The 22,623-nt window shown below is 46.5% G+C and carries 15 protein-coding genes and 1 pseudogene; 5 read left to right on the top strand and 11 right to left on the bottom strand.

Translation table 11 applies throughout. The features are described 5' to 3' along the window. Positions 1-161: 161 nt before the first annotated feature. Positions 162-2,210 (bottom strand): molecular chaperone HtpG, encoded by a 2,049-nt coding sequence (htpG, locus tag Q0Z70_RS05305; RefSeq protein ID WP_298073078.1) that lies wholly within the window; start codon positions 2,208-2,210, stop codon positions 162-164. 113 nt (positions 2,211-2,323) lie between these two features. Next, positions 2,324-4,840 carry an ATP-dependent Clp protease ATP-binding subunit gene (locus Q0Z70_RS05310; protein ID WP_298073079.1) on the bottom strand — a complete coding sequence of 839 codons (2,517 nt, stop codon included), beginning with the start codon at positions 4,838-4,840 and terminating at the stop codon, positions 2,324-2,326. 449 nt (positions 4,841-5,289) lie between these two features. Between Q0Z70_RS05310 and gyrA the strand changes: the two genes are divergently transcribed. The 3 genes from gyrA (at position 5,290) to Q0Z70_RS05325 (ending at position 9,621) form a co-directional block, all read left to right on the top strand. Then, on the top strand, positions 5,290-7,821 hold the full coding sequence (gene gyrA, locus Q0Z70_RS05315; protein ID WP_298073080.1) for a DNA gyrase subunit A: 2,532 nt from the start codon (positions 5,290-5,292) through the stop codon (positions 7,819-7,821). Positions 7,822-7,861: 40 nt separating this feature from the next. Beyond that, positions 7,862-9,142, top strand: coding sequence for a tetratricopeptide repeat protein (locus tag Q0Z70_RS05320; RefSeq protein WP_298073081.1), 1,281 nt, complete (start codon positions 7,862-7,864; stop codon positions 9,140-9,142). A 266-nt stretch (positions 9,143-9,408) separates the two neighbouring features. Continuing rightward, positions 9,409-9,621, top strand: a complete 213-nt coding sequence (locus Q0Z70_RS05325) for a hypothetical protein (protein WP_298073082.1) — start codon at positions 9,409-9,411, stop codon at positions 9,619-9,621. 219 nt (positions 9,622-9,840) lie between these two features. On the opposite strand, the gene Q0Z70_RS05330 is transcribed toward Q0Z70_RS05325, so the two are convergent. From Q0Z70_RS05330 to Q0Z70_RS05370, 9 genes are all read right to left on the bottom strand, one after another. Further along, on the bottom strand, positions 9,841-10,098 hold the full coding sequence (locus Q0Z70_RS05330; RefSeq protein ID WP_298073083.1) for a DNA-binding protein: 258 nt from the start codon (positions 10,096-10,098) through the stop codon (positions 9,841-9,843). Between the two features lie 46 nt (positions 10,099-10,144). Beyond that, positions 10,145-10,981, bottom strand: coding sequence for a tetratricopeptide repeat protein (locus Q0Z70_RS05335; protein ID WP_298073084.1), 837 nt, complete (start codon positions 10,979-10,981; stop codon positions 10,145-10,147). Positions 10,982-11,000: 19 nt separating this feature from the next. Next, on the bottom strand, positions 11,001-12,827 hold the full coding sequence (locus Q0Z70_RS05340; RefSeq protein ID WP_298073085.1) for a BatD family protein: 1,827 nt from the start codon (positions 12,825-12,827) through the stop codon (positions 11,001-11,003). 24 nt (positions 12,828-12,851) lie between these two features. After that, on the bottom strand, positions 12,852-13,556 hold the full coding sequence (locus Q0Z70_RS05345) for a tetratricopeptide repeat protein (protein WP_298073086.1): 705 nt from the start codon (positions 13,554-13,556) through the stop codon (positions 12,852-12,854). After that, positions 13,553-14,590 (bottom strand): VWA domain-containing protein, encoded by a 1,038-nt coding sequence (locus Q0Z70_RS05350; protein ID WP_298073087.1) that lies wholly within the window; start codon positions 14,588-14,590, stop codon positions 13,553-13,555. Before Q0Z70_RS05350 ends, Q0Z70_RS05345 begins: the two co-directional genes overlap by 4 nt. A gap of 60 nt (positions 14,591-14,650) precedes the next feature. Beyond that, positions 14,651-15,634: a VWA domain-containing protein gene (locus Q0Z70_RS05355; protein ID WP_298073088.1), complete on the bottom strand. Its 984-nt coding sequence runs from the start codon at positions 15,632-15,634 to the stop codon at positions 14,651-14,653. Positions 15,635-15,638: 4 nt separating this feature from the next. Then, positions 15,639-16,712 carry a hypothetical protein gene (locus Q0Z70_RS05360; RefSeq protein WP_298073107.1) on the bottom strand — a complete coding sequence of 358 codons (1,074 nt, stop codon included), beginning with the start codon at positions 16,710-16,712 and terminating at the stop codon, positions 15,639-15,641. Between the two features lie 27 nt (positions 16,713-16,739). Next, entirely contained in the window at positions 16,740-17,609 is an 870-nt protein-coding gene (locus Q0Z70_RS05365; RefSeq protein WP_298073089.1) for a DUF58 domain-containing protein, read from the bottom strand. 128 nt (positions 17,610-17,737) lie between these two features. Beyond that, on the bottom strand, positions 17,738-18,733 hold the full coding sequence (locus tag Q0Z70_RS05370; RefSeq protein WP_298073090.1) for an AAA family ATPase: 996 nt from the start codon (positions 18,731-18,733) through the stop codon (positions 17,738-17,740). A 519-nt stretch (positions 18,734-19,252) separates the two neighbouring features. On the opposite strand from Q0Z70_RS05370, the pseudogene Q0Z70_RS05375 reads away from it, so the two are divergent. Both Q0Z70_RS05375 and Q0Z70_RS05380 read left to right on the top strand, forming a co-directional pair. After that, positions 19,253-19,450: pseudogene (locus tag Q0Z70_RS05375) on the top strand (helix-turn-helix transcriptional regulator). A gap of 11 nt (positions 19,451-19,461) precedes the next feature. Next, positions 19,462-22,623, top strand: coding sequence for an HsdR family type I site-specific deoxyribonuclease (locus tag Q0Z70_RS05380; protein WP_298073091.1), 3,162 nt, complete (start codon positions 19,462-19,464; stop codon positions 22,621-22,623).

Raw genomic sequence — 22,623 nt, forward strand, 5'->3', positions numbered from 1 at the left:
ATACAATGCGCATATTGAATGTTCAAATATAGACAAATGTTTTCAATTTTATTACACTCCATGAAGAAAAAACCTTTTTATTCGATGAAAAGGGAAAAAAAAGAGGATATACCATAAAGATACATCCTCTTTTGGAAAGTATAGAAAGTGTTGAAGGGGCTTTATTTAATCAACTCAATGCTTCGTTTCACGAAGTTGTTGAGCGCTTCGCCTTTCAGCATGCCGTTCTGCAACAGGGCCAGGTCGATAAGCTGGCGGACAACAGGATTTTGGGCAGCATAACCGGTCAGGACGGCTTCCTTCTTCGTCTTTAGTTCGTCCCACTTCTTGTCCAGTTCGGTCAATTCATCCTTCTCGGCAACAGGGATTTCTTCTTCCTTCTTGCCTTCATGGCTCTTTTTCAGCGCATTGCGTCGGTTGTTGGTGTCGTCTATGGAGAGCTGGATGGGCGCGATGTCGGCAGCGCAGGCCTGTTCTTCACCGGCCAACACCTCCTTAACCAGCGGATGATCGGCATTGAGCACAAGATTGAACATGTCAGGCATGTCGCCATAGAAACTCATACCGGCCTGGATGTTGGCCATCTCTTTCATACGACGCATGTATTCGCTCTGCGTAATCATAACCGGAGCCGAGTTTTCACCCATAGCCTGTGCCACGACATAAAATTCCGTCTTGTCCATCTTGGGCAGCTGGCTCTTGAACATGGCTGAGAGAGCTTCCTGCTTGTCGGCCGCAAGCACTTCGTTCTTCTTGTCTTCCTTCACAATGAGGTTGTCGATGACGTCGCTGTCTACACGGGTGAAGCGCACCTTATCAAACTTCTGCTCCAGCATGCTTACGACGGCAATATCCAGCTGACCGTCCATCAGCAATACATTGTAGCCTTTGTTTTTGGCAGCCTCGATGTAGCTGTACTGCTCGTCCTTGTTGTTGGCATACAGATAAATCAGGGTATTATCCTTATCGCTTTGGTTGTCTTTGATGAGGGTCTTATACTCGTCGAAGGTGTATTGCTTGCCGTCGGTATCGGTGAAAAGGGCAAAATCCTTGGCACGATCGTAGAAATCCTCCTGAGTCAGCATGCCGTAGTCGATGAAAATCTTCAGGTCGTTCCATTTTTCTTCGAACTGTTTGCGGTCGTTCTTGAAGATAGACTGCAAGCGGTCGGACACCTTCTTGGTAATGTAGGTCGAAATCTTCTTGACGTTGGAGTCGCTTTGCAGGTACGAGCGCGATACGTTCAACGGGATGTCGGGCGAGTCAAGTACGCCGTGAAGCAGTGTCAGGAAGTCGGGCACGATGCCTTCTACGGAGTCCGTAACATATACCTGGTTGCAATAGAGCTGTATCTTGTTCTTGTTCAGTTCGATGTTGCTCTTTACCTTGGGGAAATAGAGCACACCGGTGAGATGGAACGGATAGTCTACGTTCAGGTGAATCCAGAACAAAGGCTCGTCGGACATGGGATAGAGGTCGCGGTAGAAGGTCTTGTAGTCTTCGTCCTTCAGCTCGCTCGGCTTGCGGGTCCAGAGTGGGGTGGTCTCGTTGATAACGTTGTCTTCAGCGGTTTCCACCTGCTTGCCGTCCTTCCATTCCTTCTTCTTGCCGAAAGCTACGGGCACAGGCAAGAAGCTGCAATATTTCTTCAATAGCGTGGAGATGCGGGACTCTTCGAGAAATTCCTTGCAATCATCGTCGATGTAGAGGACGATGTCGGTACCCCGGTCGGCCTTGTCGCAATCTTCAATGGTAAACTCAGGGCTTCCGTCGCAAGTCCACTTTACGGCTTGTGCGCCTTCCTTGCACGACTTGGTGATGATTTCTACTTTCTTGGCTACCATGAAGGCCGAGTAGAAGCCCAGACCGAAGTGGCCGATGATGGCGTTGGCGTCATTCTTGTATTTCTCAAGGAAGTCGTTGGCACCGGAGAAGGCTATCTGGTTGATGTATTTGTCGATTTCTTCGGCAGTCAGACCGATACCTCGATCGGACACGGTGATGGTGTCTTTGCCCAGACTGATGCGGACGGTCAGGTCGCCCAATTCGTCCTTGTACTCACCAATGGAGGACAAAGTCTTCAGCTTCTGCGTGGCATCAATGGCGTTGGACACCAGCTCGCGCAGGAATATTTCGTGGTCGCTGTACAAAAACTTTTTGATGACGGGGAAGATGTTCTCAGTCGTTACCCCAATGTTACCTTTTTGCATAATTCAAACAGTATATTATAGGTTTTACTTATTTTTGCTCTGACGTAAGGATACAAAAAAAATGCCAGTCCGTCGCGAACTGACATTTTGTCTGTATCTTCTTGTTCTTACGGTCAAAGTTTCTGCATCGTCAGCTCGTCCTTGCCGTCTTCGTAGGTCACGCTGACGGTATCGCCCGGTTGTACGCCGCCCGAAACAATCAGTTCGGACAGGCCGTCTTCCAGGTAGTTCTGGATGGCACGCTTCAGTGGACGGGCGCCAAACTGCACATCATAGCCTTTCGTGGCAAGGAACTTCTTGACCGCATCGTCTACCTGAAGATGATAGCCAATGTTCTCAAGGCGTTCATACAAGCCTTTCAGCTCGATGTCGACAATGCGCGTAATGGCTTCGAGCGACAACTGGTCGAAAGTGATGATTTCGTCCAAACGGTTCAGGAACTCAGGCGAGAAAGTTTTGTTCAATGCCTTTTGGATAACGCCACGAGAATACTCTTTATCGTCCGCACGGTTCTGAGCGGCAAAGCCTACACCACGGCCGAACTCCTTGAGCTGACGCGTACCGATGTTGGAGGTTATGATGATAACCGTATTCTTGAAATCAATGGTACGGCCCACGTTGTCGGTCAGCCGGCCTTCGTCGAGTACCTGCAAAAGGATGTTGAAGACGTCGGGATGGGCCTTCTCAATCTCGTCCAGCAGAACGATGGAGTAGGGTTTGCGGCGCACTTTTTCGGTGAGCTGTCCGCCTTCTTCATAGCCTACATAGCCGGGAGCGGCACCTATCATGCGCGATACGGTATATTTCTCCATGTATTCGCTCATATCAATACGTATCAGCGCATCGTCCGAACCGAACATGTAGCGTGCCAGCTGCTTGGCCAAATGTGTTTTTCCCACACCGGTCGGGCCCAGAAACATGAACGTGCCGATGGGACGATTGGGGTCTTTCAGCCCCACACGGCTGCGTACAATGGCCTTCACCAACTTCTCGATGGCCATGTCCTGGGCGATGACCTTCTGCTGAAGCTCTTCCTTCATGCCGGCCAGCTTCAGCCCTTCGGCCTGTGCCATACGCTGTACGGGCACCCCCGACATCATGGACACCACAGAAGCTATTTCTTCCTCGTCCACCGTCTGGCGTTGTTCTTTCAACTGCGCTTCCCAGTCGGCTTTCATCTGCTCTAATTGCGTCGTGAGTTCTTTCTCACGGTCACGGTAGCCGGCAGCCAATTCAAAGTTCTGCGCCTTCACGGCCTCGATTTTCTGCAAGCGGGCGTTCTCTATCAGGAGTTCCTGTTTTTCGATTTCCTTGGGCACACTGATGTTAGTCAGGTGCACACGCGAGCCGGCTTCGTCGAGAGCATCAATGGCCTTATCGGGGAAGTTGCGGTCATTGATGTAGCGGGCTGTCAATTTGACACACGCCTCAAGGGCGGCGTCAGTATAGCGCACATTGTGATGGTCTTCGTATTTCTCTTTGATGTTCTTCAATATCTGCAATGTCTCCTCGGCGGTGGTAGGCTCCACGATGACCTTCTGGAAGCGGCGCTCCAACGCACCGTCCTTTTCGATGCTCTTGCGGTATTCGTCTAAGGTGGTGGCGCCAATGCATTGTATCTCGCCGCGCGTCAGGGCAGGCTTCAGCATGTTGGCAGCATCCATAGTGCCTGCAGCGGCTCCAGCACCGACGATGGTATGTATTTCGTCGATGAAAAGGATGACATTGGGGTTCTTCTGCAATTCGTTGATAATGGAACGGATGCGTTCTTCGAACTGGCCGCGATACTTGGTGCCCGCTACGACGGACGCCATGTCGAGCATGATGACCCGTTTGTCGAAGAGTATGCGGGATACCTTACGCTGCGTGATGCGCAGAGCCAATCCTTCGACAATAGCCGATTTGCCCACGCCGGGTTCGCCAATCAATACAGGATTATTCTTTTTGCGTCGGCTTAAAATCTGTGCCAGGCGCTCGATCTCCCGTTCACGGCCCACAACGGGATCCAGTTTGCCTTCGGCAGCGGCACGGGTAATGTCGGTTCCGAAGTTGTCGAGTACGGGCGTATCGTTGGCAGAACGGCGCGTAGCCGTTTGTGACGAGGCAGACGAGCTGCCCGTACCGCTGCGAGAGTACGATGAACCGTCTTCTTCTTCGTCGTCATCGTCTTCGGTAAAACCCATGCCGGCGTTCGGATTGGCCGATTTCATCGTAAGGACGTCGTACACGTCCTGATAGGTAATGCCGTTGTCTGTCAGCACGATAGATGCCACATTATTGTCATCTTTCAGGATGGCCAGCAGCAAATGTTCCGTATCGGCCAGTTCGCTCTTCAGCAAGCGAGCTTCGAGCATACATATTTTAAGTATTCGGGTAGCCACAAGCGAAAGGGAAACTTCTGCATCGGGCAGCAAATCTTCTTCCGCTTCCAGGTTTTCTTCCAGCTCCCTTTTAATCCGGTTTACGTCCGCATCGAGCTTCATCAGCACATCCATGGCCTTTCCGCCGCCGTCGCGCAGGATGCCAAGCAGCAGATGCTCAGGGCCAATGTAGCTGTTTCCCAGTCTGTTAGCCTCTTCTTTACTATAGGTTAGCACGTCTGAAACTCTTTGTGAAAATTGACTGTTCATTGATTTACTCCTTTTGTTTGGGTTATAATCCGAGACAAAGATACGCATTTTTAGCGGCTCTGTCACGATGTTTCAGTAATAATCAGCAAATCCCGTGCCAAAATAGCGGAGCTGTCTTTTTCTGTATTCATCCATATCACAAAGTATGTCTGAAGGCATCACATTGCTTTCTCTAATGAAAAACATCGCTTTTCCCCGATGAAAACATTGGATTGGAAGAAGCAATTCTTGCGGATTATGGAAACAAAATATGATAGTTCGACAACCCCAACAGGGCTTTTGGCCGTACACCTTATATTATTTATAAAGTCTTTCGCTTTCCACATCGTGCTCCTGTCCACCTTCCTTCTGAAACTTTCTTTCCGAAATGTTTTCGTATGTCGTAAAAAAGCAGTACTTTAGCGTAGTTTTTCATGAACTATACAATGTATAATTAATAATCTTTTTAAATGCTTGAACAAGACAGAATTATAAAGATTAACATCGAGGAGGAAATGAAGTCATCGTACATTGACTACTCCATGTCGGTCATTGTTTCGCGTGCCCTTCCAGATGTTAGAGATGGTTTTAAGCCTGTTCACCGAAGAATTCTTTTCGGAATGATGGGGCTGGGAAATACGTCGGACAAACCTTATAAGAAATCGGCCAGAGTAGTAGGTGAAGTATTGGGTAAATATCATCCGCACGGCGACTCTTCCGTTTACGGCGCATTGGTACGTATGGCACAGCCATGGGCCATGCGCTACATGCTGGTAGACGGCCAAGGCAACTACGGCTCGGTAGACGGCGACAGTGCAGCGGCCATGCGATACACGGAATGCCGCCTGCAAAAGATCGGTGAAGACATGATGCAGGACATCGATAAGGAGACTGTCGACATGCAAAACAACTTCGACGACTCCCTTCAGGAGCCCACTGTGATGCCTACACGCATCCCGAACCTGCTGGTAAATGGTGCTTCCGGTATTGCCGTTGGTATGGCTACCAATATGCCTACCCATAACCTCTCGGAGGTAATCGACGCCTGCGTGGCCTACATTGACAACAATGATATTGACATTGAGGAACTTATGAACTACGTCAAGGCTCCCGACTTCCCTACAGGAGGCTATATCTATGGTATGAGCGGTGTACGCGAAGCCTATCTGACGGGCCGCGGCCGTGTAGTGATGCGTGCCAAGGCCGAGATAGAGACTGGGCAGACGCACGACAAGATTGTCGTTACCGAAATACCTTACGGCGTAAACAAGGCCGAACTCATCAAGAGCATCGCCGATTTGGCCAACGAAAAGAAAATAGAAGGTATCACGAACGCCAACGATGAGTCCGACCGCGAAGGTATGCGCATCGTCATCGACGTGAAGCGCGACGCCAACGCCAGCGTGGTGCTGAACAAACTCTACAAGATGACGCAGCTCCAGACCTCGTTCGGCGTGAACAACGTGGCATTGGTGCACGGACGTCCGCGCCTGCTGAACCTGAAGGAGCTCATCAAATACTTCGTAGAACATCGTCACGACGTCGTAATCCGCCGTACAGAGTTCGACTTGCGCAAGGCCAAAGAACGCATCCACATCCTGGAAGGCTTGATTATCGCTTCGGACAACATCGACGAAGTGGTTCGCATCATCCGCGCCAACAAGATGCCGGCCGATGCCATCGCGGCGCTGATGGAACGCTTCCAACTGACCGAAATACAGAGCCGCGCCATCGTTGATATGCGTCTGCGCCAACTCACCGGCCTGATGCAGGACCAGTTGCATGCCGAATACGAGGAAGTCAAGAAGCAAATTGCCTACTTGGAGGAAATTCTGGTGAACGACGAGCTTTGCCGCAAGGTCATTAAGGACGAGCTAATCGAGGTAAAAGAGAAATACGGCGACGAACGCCGCTCCGAAATCGTGTATTCTTCCGAGGAATTCAACCCTGAAGACTTCTACGCCGACGACGAGATGATTATCACGATCTCGCATATGGGCTACATCAAGCGTACACCGCTGAGCGAATTTCGCGCACAAAACCGGGGTGGGGTAGGCTCCAAAGGCTCTGAAACCCGCGACGAAGACTTCGTAGAGCACATCTATCCGGCTACGATGCACAATACCATGATGTTCTTTACCCAGAAAGGCAAGTGCTACTGGCTGAAAGTGTACGAGATACCCGAAGGCTCGAAAAACTCGAAAGGACGCGCCATCCAAAACCTGTTGAACATCGAACCCGACGATGCCGTCAATGCCTACCTGCGCGTACAGAACCTGAACGACCCGAAATTCATCAACAGCCACTACGTACTGTTCTGCACCAAGAACGGTGTCATCAAGAAGACTTCGCTCGAACAATATTCCCGTCCGCGCCAGAATGGGGTGAACGCCATCTCCATCCGCGAAGACGACCGCGTCATCGAAGTGCGCATGACCAACGGTGACAACGAAATCATCATAGCCAACCGCAACGGGCGCGCCATCCGCTTCCATGAAAGTACCGTGCGTGTCATGGGCCGCACGGCAACAGGTGTACGCGGCATGACACTCGACGAAGACGGGCAGGACGAAGTAATAGGCATGATATGCGTCAAAGATCCTGAGACGGAAACCATCATGGTTGTTTCGGAACAGGGATATGGCAAGCGCTCGGACATTGAAGACTATCGCAAGACCAATCGGGGAGGAAAGGGCGTGAAAACCATCAGCATCACCGAGAAAACCGGTAAGCTCGTGGCCATCAAATCGGTAACGGATGAAAACGACCTGATGATTATCAACAAGTCCGGCATCACCATCCGACTGAAAGTGGCCGACGTGCGCATCATGGGCCGCGCTACGCAGGGAGTACGTCTCATCAATCTGGAGAAACGGAATGACGAGATCGGCTCCGTATGCAAGGTAACCTCGGAAACGGAGGAAGACATGCCGCACGCCGAGAACCTGCCGGGTAGCGAAAACAACGTCGAGAACGCTGAAAATGAACCTGATAATGAATAAGAATAGACAACATAGTACTAATTTAAACTTTTCTACAATCATGAAAAAAGTATTATTTACAGTTGCTTTGCTGCTTGTCGCAGGTTTTACCTTTGCCCAGGTGAAAGCAGTAAAGGAAGCTAAACAAGTGGCAAGTGCAGTACAACCGGATTTTGCCAAAGCAGAAAAACTGATCAATCAAGCGTTGACCAATCCTGAAACAAAAGACCAGGCTGAAACGTGGGATGTAGCCGGCTTCATCCAGAGAAGAAGAAGCGAGAAAGAAATGGAAAATGCCTATTTGAGAAAACCGTATGACACGCTGCAAGTGTACAACAGTGCATTGAACATGTGTCGGTACTACTTCAAGTGCGACGAACTGGCCCAGATTCCCAATGAGAAGGGCAAGGTCAAGAACAAGTACAGAAAGCCCAACTCAAGCACGATCTTGGCAGAACGCGGCAATCTGATTAACGGGGGTATTCAGTACTACAACCGGTATCTGGAGAATGAAAACAAAGAAGACGGAGAGAAAGCATTGAGCTTCTTCGGTACCTATGTAGACATTGCCGGACATCCCATGTTCGCTGAAGATGCGACCGTTAAGGCCGACACCTTACTGCCGCAAATCGCATACTACGCAGCCATGGTGGCTACTCGTCTGGAAGACTATCCCGGCGTATTGAAGTATGCTCCGTATGCAAAAGACGACAAAGAGGTAGGCAAATACGCCATGGAATTTGTCTCTTTGGCCTTGAAAGCCCAGGGAGAAACAGACAAATGGGTTGCTTCACTGCAAGAAGGCGTGCAGAAATACCCCGACCACCAGTTCTTCTTCGGCAATCTGATTGACTACTACAGCAACAACAACAAATATGATGAAGCCATGAAGTTCGCCGACGATATGTTGGCTAAAGACCCGAACAATTCATTCTATCTGTATGTAAAGGGCTATCTGTATCACAATCAGTACACCGTTTTAAAGGAGGAGAAGAAGGACGACGAAGTTGCTGCCGCTTTGGAGAAAGCCATCGAATTCTATCAGAAAACCACAGAAGTCGACCCCAACTATGCGGAAGCCTATTCTAACTTAGGCTTGGTTTACTGTCTGCAAGCTCAGGATTACTCCGAAAAATCCACAACTGACGTAAACGACCCGAAGTATAAGGAAGATCAGGAAGTATTGAAAACTTTCTATGAAAAGGCAAGACCTTGCTACGAGAAAGCAAGAGAGTTGCAGCCCGATAAAAAGGAACTGTGGCTGAACGGCCTTTACAGAGTTTACTACAATCTGGAAATGGGTCCCGAATTTGAAGAAATCGAAAAACTTGGAAACTTCTAAACTTTGACTTACAACACGAATGGCCCTAAACCGGATTGGCGGTTTAGGGCTATTCTTTTTTTAGGCTCTCATCTCAGAACTTCCGGGAAAGCGCAAAAAGGAGAGTAGTATGCAGGGTATCTCCTTAGCATAGAAGCATTTCCCAATTATATATTAAACATAATCGTGATTATATTTCAAACGTGGCTACGCTATTTGGGATTCGTCTTCACAACGGGCGGAAACTGAAGAACGTCGCACAGATAACAATTTGCAGATACGCATCTATGGGGAGCACAGATACGCATCTATGGGGAGCACAGATACGTATCTATCGGGAGCACAGATACGCATCTGTCAGTTTGCAGATACGTATCTGTCAGTTGGTAGATACGCATCTGTCAGTTGGTAGATACGCATCTGTCAGTTTGCAGATACGCATCTGTCAGTTTGCAGATACGCATCTGTCAGTTTGCAGATACGTATCTGTCAGTTGGTAAATACGCATCTGTCAGTTGGTAGATACGTATCTGTCATGTTAGTAGATACGCATCTGTCAGTTGATAGATACGCATCTGTCATGTTGATAGATACGCATCTGTCAGTTTGCAGCGGGCAGCTTAATGCCATTTTGTACCAAGAAAAAATCCTGGCTGCCGCTTCGTAGGAAAAGACAACCGGGATTTTATACAGAATTTTTATCCTTCGGAGACGCTTGTTTATTGCTCGTTTGCTATTTCGTCCAGGATTTTCAATGCTCTGTCGAGTACCGTAGTATCATCTATCATCACCAGTCCGCCGTCGGGGCCCGGTTCGAAATGAATGCCTACACTCTTGCCCTCCTTAAAATTATGTCCGCCGAAGAAGTTTCTGACAGTCTCTACGCTCAGACCTAATTCATCGGCAATCCGGTGCATACTTCCTGTGGGCAGGGAATCTTTAATCTTGCGCAGTTCGTTAAAAGTTATTGTTCTCATAATTTTTTAATGATTTGGGGGTTTGAAAAGATTTGTCTTCAGTTTCTCAAATTATTTCTATGGAGGATGCCGGCACCCATCCTACTTTGCCGTCTTCCAGACGGATTTCCTTCCATTCGCGCATGCTGTGGTCCTTGATTTCCACCTTGCGGCCTTCGTGCAGGATAAAGAGGCCGGTTCCGCTCTCACTCGGCGTGCTGCGCACGGTGACGCTCGGCGACAAAATAATGGCATCCTTCCGGTTGGTCAGGTATTCTTTCTGTTGTGATGCAAACAGATTGGCAAGGATGGTCACCACCAAAAACAAGATGGCGGCGGAAAATCCGGCTTTCTTCCACTTGACACGACGGGTAAAGAAAAAGACAGACAGGGATGCCAGCAACAGCAGGAACGATACAATCCCCGTCTTTGCCCATGCGTCGGAACTCTGTGAATTGACTAATGACTTAATCCAGGTCACAAAAAAGATTTCGGGCACAGGGATGACTTTGTCGATGGTCTTGGCACGGGATATTTCCAAATTGGCGCGTATATCGGCGTTTCCAGGGCTTAACAGGAGGGCGCGCTCGTAGTTCAGGATGGCGCGCGCAATGTCGTCCGTCTTGTAGTAACAGTTGCCTAAATTGTAATAAATCTCCGGTGCTTCCCCCTGTTGCAGCAGGCTTTCATAGATTTGGATGGCCGATGCAAAATCATTCTTGACGTAGGCGCTGTCTCCTTCCGCCTTCGTCGCATTTACCATCTGCTTGGCTGCCGAAAACGCCGAAGCGTCGGACTTCATCAGCGAATCGGAGCCGACCGAATCGTTGAGGGCGGCATCCTGACCGCACAATGTGGCCGACGACGCCATTAATATAAGGGTTAAAATCCATATCTTTTTCATGCCATCTAATCTCCTCTGTTTAATGTTTGATTGAGTTTTCCATTTTACTGATTACATCAAATGATGCTGTATAGACCTTGTCCATAGCCTGATTGGCATCTCCCGGTGCAAAGCGGGCAAATTCGCAGCTGTCCAGTGCCCGGAGGAATTCCTTTATCAGGTCGTCGGCCACCCCGTATTTGCGCAGCTCCTCTTCGATGTTGTCTTTGGACAGACGCGAAACCGGAATAGTCAGCTTGTCGCTGATATAGCCCCACAAAGCTTTCAGCACCTCATCGTAGAACTCATCTTTCTTATTGGCCGCAAGCAGCTTTCCGGCCTGCTTCATGCGCTTCACTGCAACTTTGTTGGCTTTCTTCGTGCGGACTCTTGCCACATTGGCGTTGGCGGCAATCTGCTTGCGGTAAAGGATAAAGCAAGCTGCAAACACGATGCCGGGGATGAGATAGAACAGCCAGCAGGTTGTCGAGCCGTAGAAATACTTTCCTCTCGGCATTAGTTTCACATCGTTCTGCTTGATGAAACGAATGTCTTCATTCAGCACCTTCAGATCTTCCTTATTAGTAAAATTCGCGATCGTCTGCGTTGCATTGCCGGCTCCTTTGGCCACCTGGACGACGTATTCTTCCGTAGTCAGAGTCTTGTACGACTGCGACTTGATGTCAAAGTAGCTGAACCGGATGGGAGGGATTTTATAGGTCCCCGCATTGCGCGGAATGGCCAGGTATTCTATCACTTTACTCCCGGACAGGCCGGCGTTGGTCAGACGGAACTTGTTGTCGACCTTGGGGTCATATACTTCAAAATCTTCGGGGAACTTGATTTCAGGATCCGATACCAGTTTCAGATTTCCCGTACCGGAAATGACCAGCTTCACCGTAATGGCGTCGTTTGTTTTCACGTCCGTACTGTTGATGGAAGAAGAAAGGGTGAACTCCCCTACTCCTCCGCTGAAGTCCGCCGGCTTGCCGGCCGGTAAGGATTTGACGTCGACCGTCAGTTTGGGAGTCATCAAGGTTTTCTTTATCTGAATGCGTCCGGCCCCTCCGCTGAAGAATGCTTCAAACGGATCGACAACCTCTTCCATCTTCTCGATGGAAGCGTCAAAGCGGGCTGCATCAATGGTCAGCTTGCCCGACTGCTGCGGGAAAAGCACGAACTGGCGATAGATGGTGGAGTGATAGTTCCGCCCTTTGTAGTGTTCCAGTCCCCAGCGTCTGTCGTTGGGAAGCTCGACCTCTTGAGAATGAAATCCCTTGAAATCAGGCAGTTTCACATTGTCGAATCCACGAAGATCCACCACCGTATATATCTTATAAGTCAGCAGAATGGCCTCCTGCTCATAGACATTGGTTTTGCTGAGAGTCGCCGTAATGAACAAATCGTTATTGGCTACGGACGTCCCAGACGAGGACGTTCCTCTTCCGCCTTCTCGGCTGCTCCGGTCATCCTGCGCATCGGATGACTTGTCAGCAGGCAGCACTTTAATCTTAACAGAATTAGACAGATACTGCTCACGTCCCACCGAAAGCGTAGTCCCTGGAATGGTGTATTCTCCTTCAGACTTGGCTAACAAGATGTAAGTATATGTCAGATTTTCCGTAACATTCCCGTTGATGTCCTGCCTGCTATAAGAACGGCTGGGACCCATCAATACGTCAAAGCCGCTGACTGAAGGCGCCCGGAAGTCTCTCACCTTTTGTGTGTTAACCGTATATGACAGCCTGAACTGGTCTCCTACGGCTACGACATCGGGAGCTGACGCCGTGAATGTCACCTTATCGTCGGCATAACAATACAAAGCCGTGGCAAACAATGCCATCCATAAGAAAACGATTTTTCTCATATATATCATTTGTTGTTATTTAATTTACCAATCTTTCTCCAGACGGTTACCCTTGATAACCTGCTGTTGTTTTTTCACTTTGTCTTGCACGTCTTTCTCATCCTGCATTACGGAGTTCAACAACTGTTCCGCATTCTCCTTAGACATCTGATTGTCTTGCTTCTGCTGCTGGGGAGGTTCCTGCTGCTGATCATTGTTTTGATTCTGCTGTTGATTTTGCTGCTGATCTTGTTTTTCCTCCTGCTTCTGCTGGTTCTGCTGGTCTTGATTTTGCTGATCTTGTTGTTGGTCTTTCAGCAATTTCTGCGCCAAAGCCAGATTATAGCGGGTTTCATTATCTTTCGGATTGTTACGAAGCGACTGCTTATATGCTTCTATCGCTTTTGCATAATCTTTCTGCGACTGAAAGATGACACCCATATTATGATAAATCTGTGCCAGGTTAGGCTTTTCTTTCTCCACCTTGGCCGCACCGGCATATTGCTCCATCGCCTCTTGCAGTTTGTTCTGCTGCATCAATGTATTTGCCAGATTGTACATGGCAACGGTCGATTTCGGATTAATCTCCAATGCTTTCCTATAATTGATTTCCGCATTTTCATACACACTGTCGTTATACATCCGGTTTCCTTTCCGTATAAGATCGCGCTCGGCTTTCTGTGCATGTAGCGTCGCAGCTGCTGCGAACAGTAAAAACAATCCAATATATTTCTGATAACTCATGCTCATTGCTCCTTTTTCTTGGTTGAAAACAAATGGATATTGCGGAACAATGGATTCTTACGTTCCAATATCAGCATTTCAGCCAACAGAAGAATTAAGACAATCCATGCCACAGCCTGAAACTGTTCATTATATTCTGTATAGACCTTGGTTTCCACATCCGCCTTGGCCATTTTGTCTATCTCGCCGATAATCGCTTTTTGAGCGTTATTCGTGTTGTCCACACGTACATAGATGCCGTTACCCGTTTTGGCGATTTCCTGACACATTTGCTCGTTCAGGCGCGTTACAATGACATTACCTTCACGGTCACGGCGATAGTCGTTGGTTCCTTCCACCGGTATGGGCGCTCCGTCCGGCAAGCCAACTCCCAATACATTCACCTGAATGCCTTTTTCCGTAGCGGCCTTGACGGCTTCCATCGCCCCACCCTCGTGGTTCTCACCGTCGGTTATCAGAATAATGGCACGCCCTACCCCTTCCTGCGGTGTAAAACTGCGGGTAGCCAAACCGATTGCAGCTCCGATGGCGGTTCCTTGTTTGGAAATCAAGGAAGGGTCGATTGATTCCAGAAACATTTTGGCCGAAATATAGTCGTTGGTGATAGGAAGTTGTGTAAAGGCATCACCTGCAAATACGATCATACCCACTTTGTCATTCTGCATCTTGTCCACGAGGCGAGCCACCAGGCGTTTAGCCTTTTCCAGTCGGCTGGGCTGTACGTCTTGTGCCAACATGGAGTTTGAAATATCCAAGGCTACCAGCACTTCCACACCTTGTCTCTTGACAGTTTCGAGTTTTGACCCGAATTGAGGACGGGCCAGCAATACGGCAAAAAGGCCGATAGCAGCCCATACAAACCAGAACTTTACATCGGGACGATATCGGGAAACATCCGGCATCAACTGAGCCATCAATATCGGATCGCCAAACTTTTGGATCGCCTTACGTCTGCGATAGTTGGAATACAAATAAAATGCAACCAACAATGGCATCAATATCAGCAAATATAAATATGCAGGTTCTTCAAAGCGAAACATATCTTTATATACTCTCTAATTACAAATTATACTTCATATACACTGTTCTCTTCCAATTTATTATGGAATTTTCTTCAGAATGGTATTACGTAACAGCACTTCGAGCAATACGCACAAGAATGCTCCTATGGCAAACAGGCGATATTCTTCCTGCCGCTTGCTAAATTCCTTTACACTGAGTTTGGTTTTCTCTAACTTGTCGATTTCTTCATATACCTCTTTCAGCTTGGAATTGCTTGTAGCGCGAAAATAGTTACCGTCTGTGGTGCCTGCTATTTGCGTCAGGGTTTTCTCGTCTATCTCTACAGGCATGTTGACATATTGTACCGTACCCCCTACCGGATAAGGATAGGGTGCCATTCCGTTTGTTCCCACCCCAATGGTATAAACGCGGATACCGAAACTCTTGGCTATCTCGGCTGCCGTCAGAGGCGAAATATCTCCCCTGTTGTTCGTCCCGTCAGTAAGAAGGATGATGACTTTGGACTTAGCCTTGCTGTCTTTCAGTCGGGTGACTGCATTGGCTATACCCATACCCACAGCTGTACCGTCTTCAATCACACCGCATTTGATGTCCTTTATCAAGTTTAACAATACTGCATGGTCCACTGTCAGCGGACATTGCGTGAAGCTCTCACCTGCAAAGAGTGTGATGCCGATATTATCGTTGGGACGACCATTGATAAACTGGGCAGCCACATCTTTCGCGGCCTCCAGACGGTTAGGCTTCAAGTCTTCTGCCAGCATACTGGTAGAGACGTCGACAGCCATCATAATGTCTATACCTTCTATCTCGCTATTTTGCCAGCTGTCTGTGGTTTGAGGACGGGCCAACACCAAAATAAGCAGTACCAAACTAATGATACGCAGGACAAACGGTGCATGAAGCAGATAGTTCTTATAACTTTTTGGAGTATGGGCATAAACACGTGCATCAGAAATCTGAAGGGTTGCCTCATTGTTTCTGCGCTTCATGATATACCATACTATATAAGGTATAAGCAAAAGCAATAGAAATAAATATTCAATATTAGCAAAAACCATTGTTTTAAGCAAAGTAATTATACAACTCTTTACATATATAGACTACGGCCCAAATAAAGGCTGCAACTGCCATAACAATCCCCGCCCCCAATAAAAGTTTGGTTTGCAGGGAACGTTTCTCTACAATCGTTATCTCAGTAGGCTGCGGCTTCGCATTTTCGTCTTCTTTCTCTTTAGTCTCATTTATGAAATCTACCGCATTAATCAGGTTGGCATCATTTTCGTTCATCAGCGGATTGTGCTTGGCAAATTTTACCAAATCGGCCGTTTGAAATAAGGTGCGAAGATCGGCTAAAGCCTTTTTATCATTCGTTTCCAACAACTTTTCAATAATCTCAGTGGAGGTCATCTCTAACGCATTGAAACCGAAACGCTCTTTGATATAGGTGCGAAGAGTGTCTGTCAACTCCGTATAGTATTCCTTCGGCTGTCCTTTCTGCCATACTTTCTCTTGCTTGATGCGCTCTATTTCCTGCATAGCGACTTGGTGTGGCGGCAACTTGGGTTCCACTTTCACTTTGCGGATAATGGGTTTGTTGTCGCGAATTCGTTTTATCAGATAGATAGCTGCCAACAAGAAGGGAGCCAGCAACAGTACACAAGCTATAAACAGATACCAGTCTTCCCACACAAAAGGAGCGTTCATCACGGTTTTGGGGCCGAAAAACTGGTCGGGATGCAACGTATCCACAGGAATAGAATAAACTTTTAGTGCCAATGCCTTTGACCGGTAGGGCTTATTGTCTACCAAGACTTCCATCGGCGGAAGGTAATAAAGTGCCGAGTCGAAAGACGTGATGGTATATTCCTGAGTAATCAAAGTACGTTTTCCGTCATTCAACAACTGTGTATCGGGTTTTGCCACATCAACGATTTCCACTCCGCGCACCAATGTATCTCTGTATGCCGGAAATATGGCCCGTTTGTCGGCATCAAGCGATACTTCCAGTTTAATCTTCGCCTGCTCACCAATTAATATCTGCAAAGAGTCGATACTCGCGTCCACTGTTACAGATTGAGCATACCCTTTGCCAATAAAAAGCGATGCTATAGCTATAGAAAACCAATATTTTTTCATCATTAAAACGTTCTTTTCTTTACGACATCAGTTTCTTTTCGCAAACAATGTCATCAGGGCTTTTACATAGTCTTGGTCGGTACGCACTGAAACATTGTCCACATTACTTTTAGTAAACGTTTCATTCAGTTCGGCCTGCTTATTCACCCACCATTCGTGATGGGCTTTACGCACCGTGCGCGAGGAGGTGTCTATCCATTGCTCATGTCCCGTTTCAGCATCCTTTATTTTCATCAAACCGATGGCCGGAAGTTCTTCCACCCGTCGGTCATATACCTGGATGGCTACCACGTCATGCTTTCGGTTGGCAATGGTCATAGCATCCTTGAAACTCTCCTGGTCGATGAAATCAGAAAGGACAAAAGCTGTGCACCGGCGTTTCATTACATTGGTCAGGTACTCCAGTCCCATACGAATATTTGTACGACGGCTTTCTGCATGGAAATCAATCAGTTCTCTGATGATATACAGGATATGTTTGCGTCCCTTCTTGGGAGGAATGAATTTTTCTATCCGGTCAGAGAAAAAGATAACTCCTATCTTATCATTGTTCTGAATGGCCGAAAAAGCCAGCGTAGCCGTTATTTCGGTCACCATATCCTTCTTCATCTGTTTCACCGTACCAAATTCCAAACTACCGGAAACATCGACCAGCAACATCACCGTCAATTCACGTTCTTCCTCGAAAACCTTGACATAAGGTTTATTAAAACGTGCCGTTACATTCCAGTCAATATCACGAATGTCATCACCAAACTGATATTCGCGCACTTCGGAAAAAGCCATTCCCCTACCCTTGAAGGCCGAATGGTATTGTCCTGCAAAGATATTGCTGGATAAGCCGTGTGTTTTGATTTCTATTTGGCGAACTTTCTTTAATAGTTCAGTGGTTTCCATCTGCAAGTTTCATAAATATAAACTATCCGCGTCCTGCAAGCAAGGAACTTAAATATATCAATTAATAATCCACAACTTTTCGGAGATATTCCCGCTTACCGCGGCATATTATCTCTTTGGTCGATACATCAAGGTACTTCTACCTTGTTCAGGATACGGCTTACAATCTCATCCGAGGTCAGGTTGCCGGCTTCCGCTTCGTATGTCAGGCCGATACGATGACGTAGTACGTCATGGGCTACGGCACGCACATCTTCAGGAATGACGTAACCACGATGTTTGATGAATGCATAACTGCGGGCAGCCAGTGCCAAATTAATAGAAGCACGTGGAGAGCCGCCGAATCCTATCATTTCCTTCAACTCCTTCAAATCATATTTCTCAGGATAACGGGTCGCGAAAACAATATCTACAATGTATTTTTCAATCTTCTCATCCAAATAAACCTGACGTACCACCTTACGGGCTTCCATGATTTCTTCCGCTTTCAGAATAGGACGTACATCTGTTTTATCTCCGTTTATATTCTGGCGAATAATCAACTTTTCTTCTTCCAATTTCGGATAGTCTATGACGACTTTCAACATAAAACGGTCCACCTGGGCTTCGGGAAGCGGGTAAGTCCCTTCTTGTTCAATCGGATTTTGGGTCGCCATTACCAAGAAAGGTTCGGGCAACCTGAACGTTTCTTTTCCGATAGTCACCTGACGCTCCTGCATAGCTTCGAGTAATGCACTCTGTACCTTGGCAGGAGCACGGTTGATTTCATCAGCCAATACAAAATTTGCGAACACGGGACCTTTCTTTACCTGGAAGCTTTCGTCCTTTTGACTATAAATCATAGTACCGATAACATCGGCCGGCAGCAAATCCGGCGTGAACTGGATACGGCTGTATTTGGCATCGATCAAAGACGCCAGTGTCTTGATTGCCAACGTTTTTGCCAAGCCCGGCACACCTTCTAACAATACATGTCCGTCGGAAAGCAAACCGATCAGCAAAGATTCTATCAAATGTTTTTGTCCAACAATGACCTGGTCCATGCCAGCAGTCAGATTGGTAATGAAAGCACTTTGTCTTTCAATCCGTTCATTCAGTTCACGGATATCAATAGTTTCAGCCATAAATCAATATTTTTTAAGTTCTATTTTTCTGTTTTTATTGCATCAGCGCAAGCCTTTCTTTTTTGCTCCCAAAAGTACAGGAAATTCATAAACCATACCACCTAAATTTTATTAAAAATAGGGACTAAACCTTTAGATTAAACTAAATTTACTCGCATAGTACTTACAATGTGTACCTAATATATTTCACGCCGAGATATGACATTGAATATATTTTTACAGAAAAGGGATTGCATGATGTAGAAAACATAAGGTGCTATTTCGACATCATTGATTTTGTATATATTCTAATATGATGACAATCACCTATATTACAAACCAGCACATCACGCCTAACGCTATGCTACGACAATATTAGCATTACGGTAAATGTGAGACTTCACTCTGCCAACTTAATTTGAATCATGACAACCTCCATTTTTGGGTTCATTTCCTAAAATATACAATAATAATTGGTGGATAGGTATTTATTCAAAGAAATCCATTAAATTTGTCTCCAAAGCAATAAGTTAAACTACAATGAAAGACTTAAATCAGTTGAAATTAGTGTTGGTGAAGAGGAAAAACCAACAAATGGCTGACCGAACAGTTAGGAGTAAACCGAACAACAGTCTCCAAATAGTGTACTAATACGACCCAACCTGATTTGGCAACACTAAAACGTATATATCAGAGTTGTTGGAGATTAGTGTGGGCGAAACTATCAACTTTAAATAGGATGTACAATTATGAGCAATACCAAATTTAATGAGAATACCAGAGTACAGGTCCCGGCTGCACTTCATCTGTGCAAGTTAGGCTATACTTATTTGGATAACATTTATGAATACGACACAAAGACAAATATCTTGATTGACATTTTCTTAAATGCCGTAAAACGCCTTAATCCTGAATTGTCAAATACGGAGGCATCATTGTTAATTGCCAAAATTGTCAATATGGCCAATAATGATGATTTGGGACGTGAATTTTATCAGTTGCTTTCCGCAAACAGCGGCACGAAACTCATTGATTTTGAGAATCCCGAAAACAACAATTGGCATGTGACGACAGAGTTTACATGTGAAAATGAAGACACTGAAGATGAGTTTCGCCCCGATATTACTTGTTTTGTAAACGGTCTTCCACTTGCTTTCATTGAGGTCAAAAAGCCAAACAACCGTGATGGTATTCTGGCGGAAAGAGAACGCATCAACAAGCGAATGAGCAAACCGTGTTTTCGCCGCTTCTTCAACATCACCCAGCTGATGATTTTCTCCAATAACCAAGAGTATGATACCAACAGTCGTGTCCCTATACAGGGGGCGTTTTATTGCTGCACGGCTAAGGAGGAAGCATTTTTCAATGTATTCCGCGAGGAGGACAAACGGTATGTGGAAGATTATCCTTATCGGGCCATAACCGAAGAAAAGGAGAATAAGGTGCTGAAGCATCGCAACTGCGTGGTCATCAAGAACCTACCAGAATATCAAACCAACAAATCGGTAGATACACCGACAAACCGCATCATCACTTCCATGTTGAGCAAAGAAAGATTTTTATTCTTGCTGCGCTATGGTTTTGCGTATGTGGATTGTAAAATAGAATTGGCCGATGGCACACAGAGTACTCAATTACAAAAGCATGTGATGCGCTATCAGCAGTTATTCGCGTCGTATGCCATCCGTAATGCTTTGACAAGAGGTGTGAAAAGCGGTATCATTTGGCATACGCAAGGCAGCGGAAAGACGGCACTTGCCTATTATAGCGTGAAAAGTCTGACCGATTATTTTGCGCAACGTAATGTGATAGCAAAATTCTATTTCATAGTTGATCGCCTTGACTTGATGGAGCAGGCTAAGGATGAATTCGTGGCAAGAGGACTGACTGTCAGGACAGCAAACAGTAGGGATGAATTGATGTCAGATATACGCAGTACGAATTTGACGGAAAATGCAGAGGGCAAAGCTGAGATAATGGTGGTCAATATTCAGAAATTCAAACAAGATTCTACCAAAATACGGATTGATTCCGATTACAGTACCCGTTTACAGCGTATTTTCTTTATTGATGAAGCACACCGAGGCTATAATCCGCAAGGCAGTTTTCTTGCAAACCTTTTGGAAGCAGACCAAAGCGCTGTCAAAATCGCATTGACAGGGACACCACTACTAAAAGAAGAACGCGAATCATGGCGAGTGTTCGGCGACTACATTCATACTTATTATTACGATAAGTCCATTGCCGATGGCTACACCTGCAAACTAATGCGCGAGCCAGTTGAAACAATCTACAAAGAGAAGATTGAAAACATCCTTGATAAGTTGGCAGGCGATGTGGAAGTCAAGAAGTCTGATATTGACCGCAACCAAATCATGGAACATGAAAGCTACCTTAACGCACTGCTGGATTATATCATAGCCGATTTTCGCCGCTTCCGCCGAGAGCAAAATGACGAAACAGTAGGAGCAATGATAGTCTGCCGCACAAATCCTCAGGCAAGAGAACTATACCGTCTTTGGCAAGAGCGCTTCAAAATTGCAAGCGAGGTCAGTCTATACAAAGAGCAGCAAATGTTTATGGTGGCAGAACCGATGCTCCAATATGGGAACTACAAACCACTCACGGCATCACTCATACTGCATGACGAAGGCAACAAACAAGAATATATTGATGGCTTCAAGAAACGGCAAGAGATAGATGTTCTCATAGTCAATAAGATGCTTCTTACAGGCTTTGACGCATCACGTTTGAAGAAGTTGTATTTGGGCCGTTCTCTCGATGGACACGACCTGTTGCAAGCCCTTACAAGGGTAAATCGTCCTTATCGTGATTTCAAGTATGGCTATGTGGTGGACTTTGTGGACATTAAAGAAAACTTTGATGCAACCAATGACCGCTACTTGCGAGAACTAAACCGCACTTCAGACGAATCGGACAATTCGCATACCGGGAATATCGCTAACGACATTTTGGTCAGTAAGGAGGACATAGAGACCAAGATAAAAGAAATAAAGAGTGTGCTGTTCAATTTCACCGTAGATAATGTAGAGGAGTTCCGCAATCAAATAGACGAGATTGAAAACAAGGATAGTTTGTATGAATTACGCAACATACTTGCAGATGCCAAGGCTATAATCAACCAGATACGTTCTTTTGGTGATGAAGAAATCAAGGAGAAGCTTGCTTCGCTTCCCGTTAGAAGAATTCCCACACTTATAACAGAAGTCACCCATCGCATTGAGCGAATCAATCTTTTTGAAAGTACAGAACACAAGACTGATGTTTCCGGCATTATCAATGTGGCTCTTTCGGAACTGGAGTTTGAGTTCAAGAAAGGGATGCCTGAGGAATTGCAGATTATTGTCAACGATATTCGGGAACGTTGTGAACGGGTACAAGCAGAGTTTGAGGCGAATTTCGACATCAAAGAAGAACGGTATGTTACCCTCGCCGATGAGTTCCGTGAATATTTCCGCAAGAAAGGATTTGTGCCGCAAAACACCGAAGAGGCCAAAGTTAGCATTCAATATATGGACGAGGTGATGAAGAAAATACGCGAAATAAACCGCCGTAACAACATACTTAAACGCAAGTATAAAGGAGATGAACGGTTTGTCCGTATTCACAAACGCATTGAGGAGCAGAACCGAAGGCGTGAGCGCCCCATCATATCGGCGCACGAATATGAGATTGCTGAGAATTTGTCAAAAATGAAAGATGAAATCGACCGACGACTGTTCCTCGACATCAACATCCTTGATAATGAACCTGCATTTGGGCAGGATGTGCTGGCTATCATAGGCAAAGAACTTATAGCGATGAAGCTACGGGCAGACATCAAGGACCGCAAGTATTTAAGCAACTTGATTACAACAGAGTATTTACAACAACGCAACAACACTTATTAG

The organism is uncultured Bacteroides sp., from assembly GCF_947632445.1.
Taxonomy (GTDB): domain Bacteria; phylum Bacteroidota; class Bacteroidia; order Bacteroidales; family Bacteroidaceae; genus Bacteroides.

What these genes read in the sequence shown, in the direction of transcription:
- htpG (WP_298073078.1), bottom strand. Translation starts at nt 2,210, where the DNA reads ATGCAAAAAGGTAACATTGGGGTAACGACTGAGAACATCTTCCCCGTC.
- Q0Z70_RS05310 (WP_298073079.1), bottom strand. Translation starts at nt 4,840, where the DNA reads ATGAACAGTCAATTTTCACAAAGAGTTTCAGACGTGCTAACCTATAGT.
- gyrA (WP_298073080.1), top strand. Translation starts at nt 5,290, where the DNA reads ATGCTTGAACAAGACAGAATTATAAAGATTAACATCGAGGAGGAAATG.
- Q0Z70_RS05320 (WP_298073081.1), top strand. Translation starts at nt 7,862, where the DNA reads ATGAAAAAAGTATTATTTACAGTTGCTTTGCTGCTTGTCGCAGGTTTT.
- Q0Z70_RS05325 (WP_298073082.1), top strand. Translation starts at nt 9,409, where the DNA reads ATGGGGAGCACAGATACGCATCTATGGGGAGCACAGATACGTATCTAT.
- Q0Z70_RS05330 (WP_298073083.1), bottom strand. Translation starts at nt 10,098, where the DNA reads ATGAGAACAATAACTTTTAACGAACTGCGCAAGATTAAAGATTCCCTG.
- Q0Z70_RS05335 (WP_298073084.1), bottom strand. Translation starts at nt 10,981, where the DNA reads ATGAAAAAGATATGGATTTTAACCCTTATATTAATGGCGTCGTCGGCC.
- Q0Z70_RS05340 (WP_298073085.1), bottom strand. Translation starts at nt 12,827, where the DNA reads ATGAGAAAAATCGTTTTCTTATGGATGGCATTGTTTGCCACGGCTTTG.
- Q0Z70_RS05345 (WP_298073086.1), bottom strand. Translation starts at nt 13,556, where the DNA reads ATGAGCATGAGTTATCAGAAATATATTGGATTGTTTTTACTGTTCGCA.
- Q0Z70_RS05350 (WP_298073087.1), bottom strand. Translation starts at nt 14,590, where the DNA reads ATGTTTCGCTTTGAAGAACCTGCATATTTATATTTGCTGATATTGATG.
- Q0Z70_RS05355 (WP_298073088.1), bottom strand. Translation starts at nt 15,634, where the DNA reads ATGGTTTTTGCTAATATTGAATATTTATTTCTATTGCTTTTGCTTATA.
- Q0Z70_RS05360 (WP_298073107.1), bottom strand. Translation starts at nt 16,712, where the DNA reads ATGAAAAAATATTGGTTTTCTATAGCTATAGCATCGCTTTTTATTGGC.
- Q0Z70_RS05365 (WP_298073089.1), bottom strand. Translation starts at nt 17,609, where the DNA reads ATGGAAACCACTGAACTATTAAAGAAAGTTCGCCAAATAGAAATCAAA.
- Q0Z70_RS05370 (WP_298073090.1), bottom strand. Translation starts at nt 18,733, where the DNA reads ATGGCTGAAACTATTGATATCCGTGAACTGAATGAACGGATTGAAAGA.
- Q0Z70_RS05380 (WP_298073091.1), top strand. Translation starts at nt 19,462, where the DNA reads ATGAGCAATACCAAATTTAATGAGAATACCAGAGTACAGGTCCCGGCT.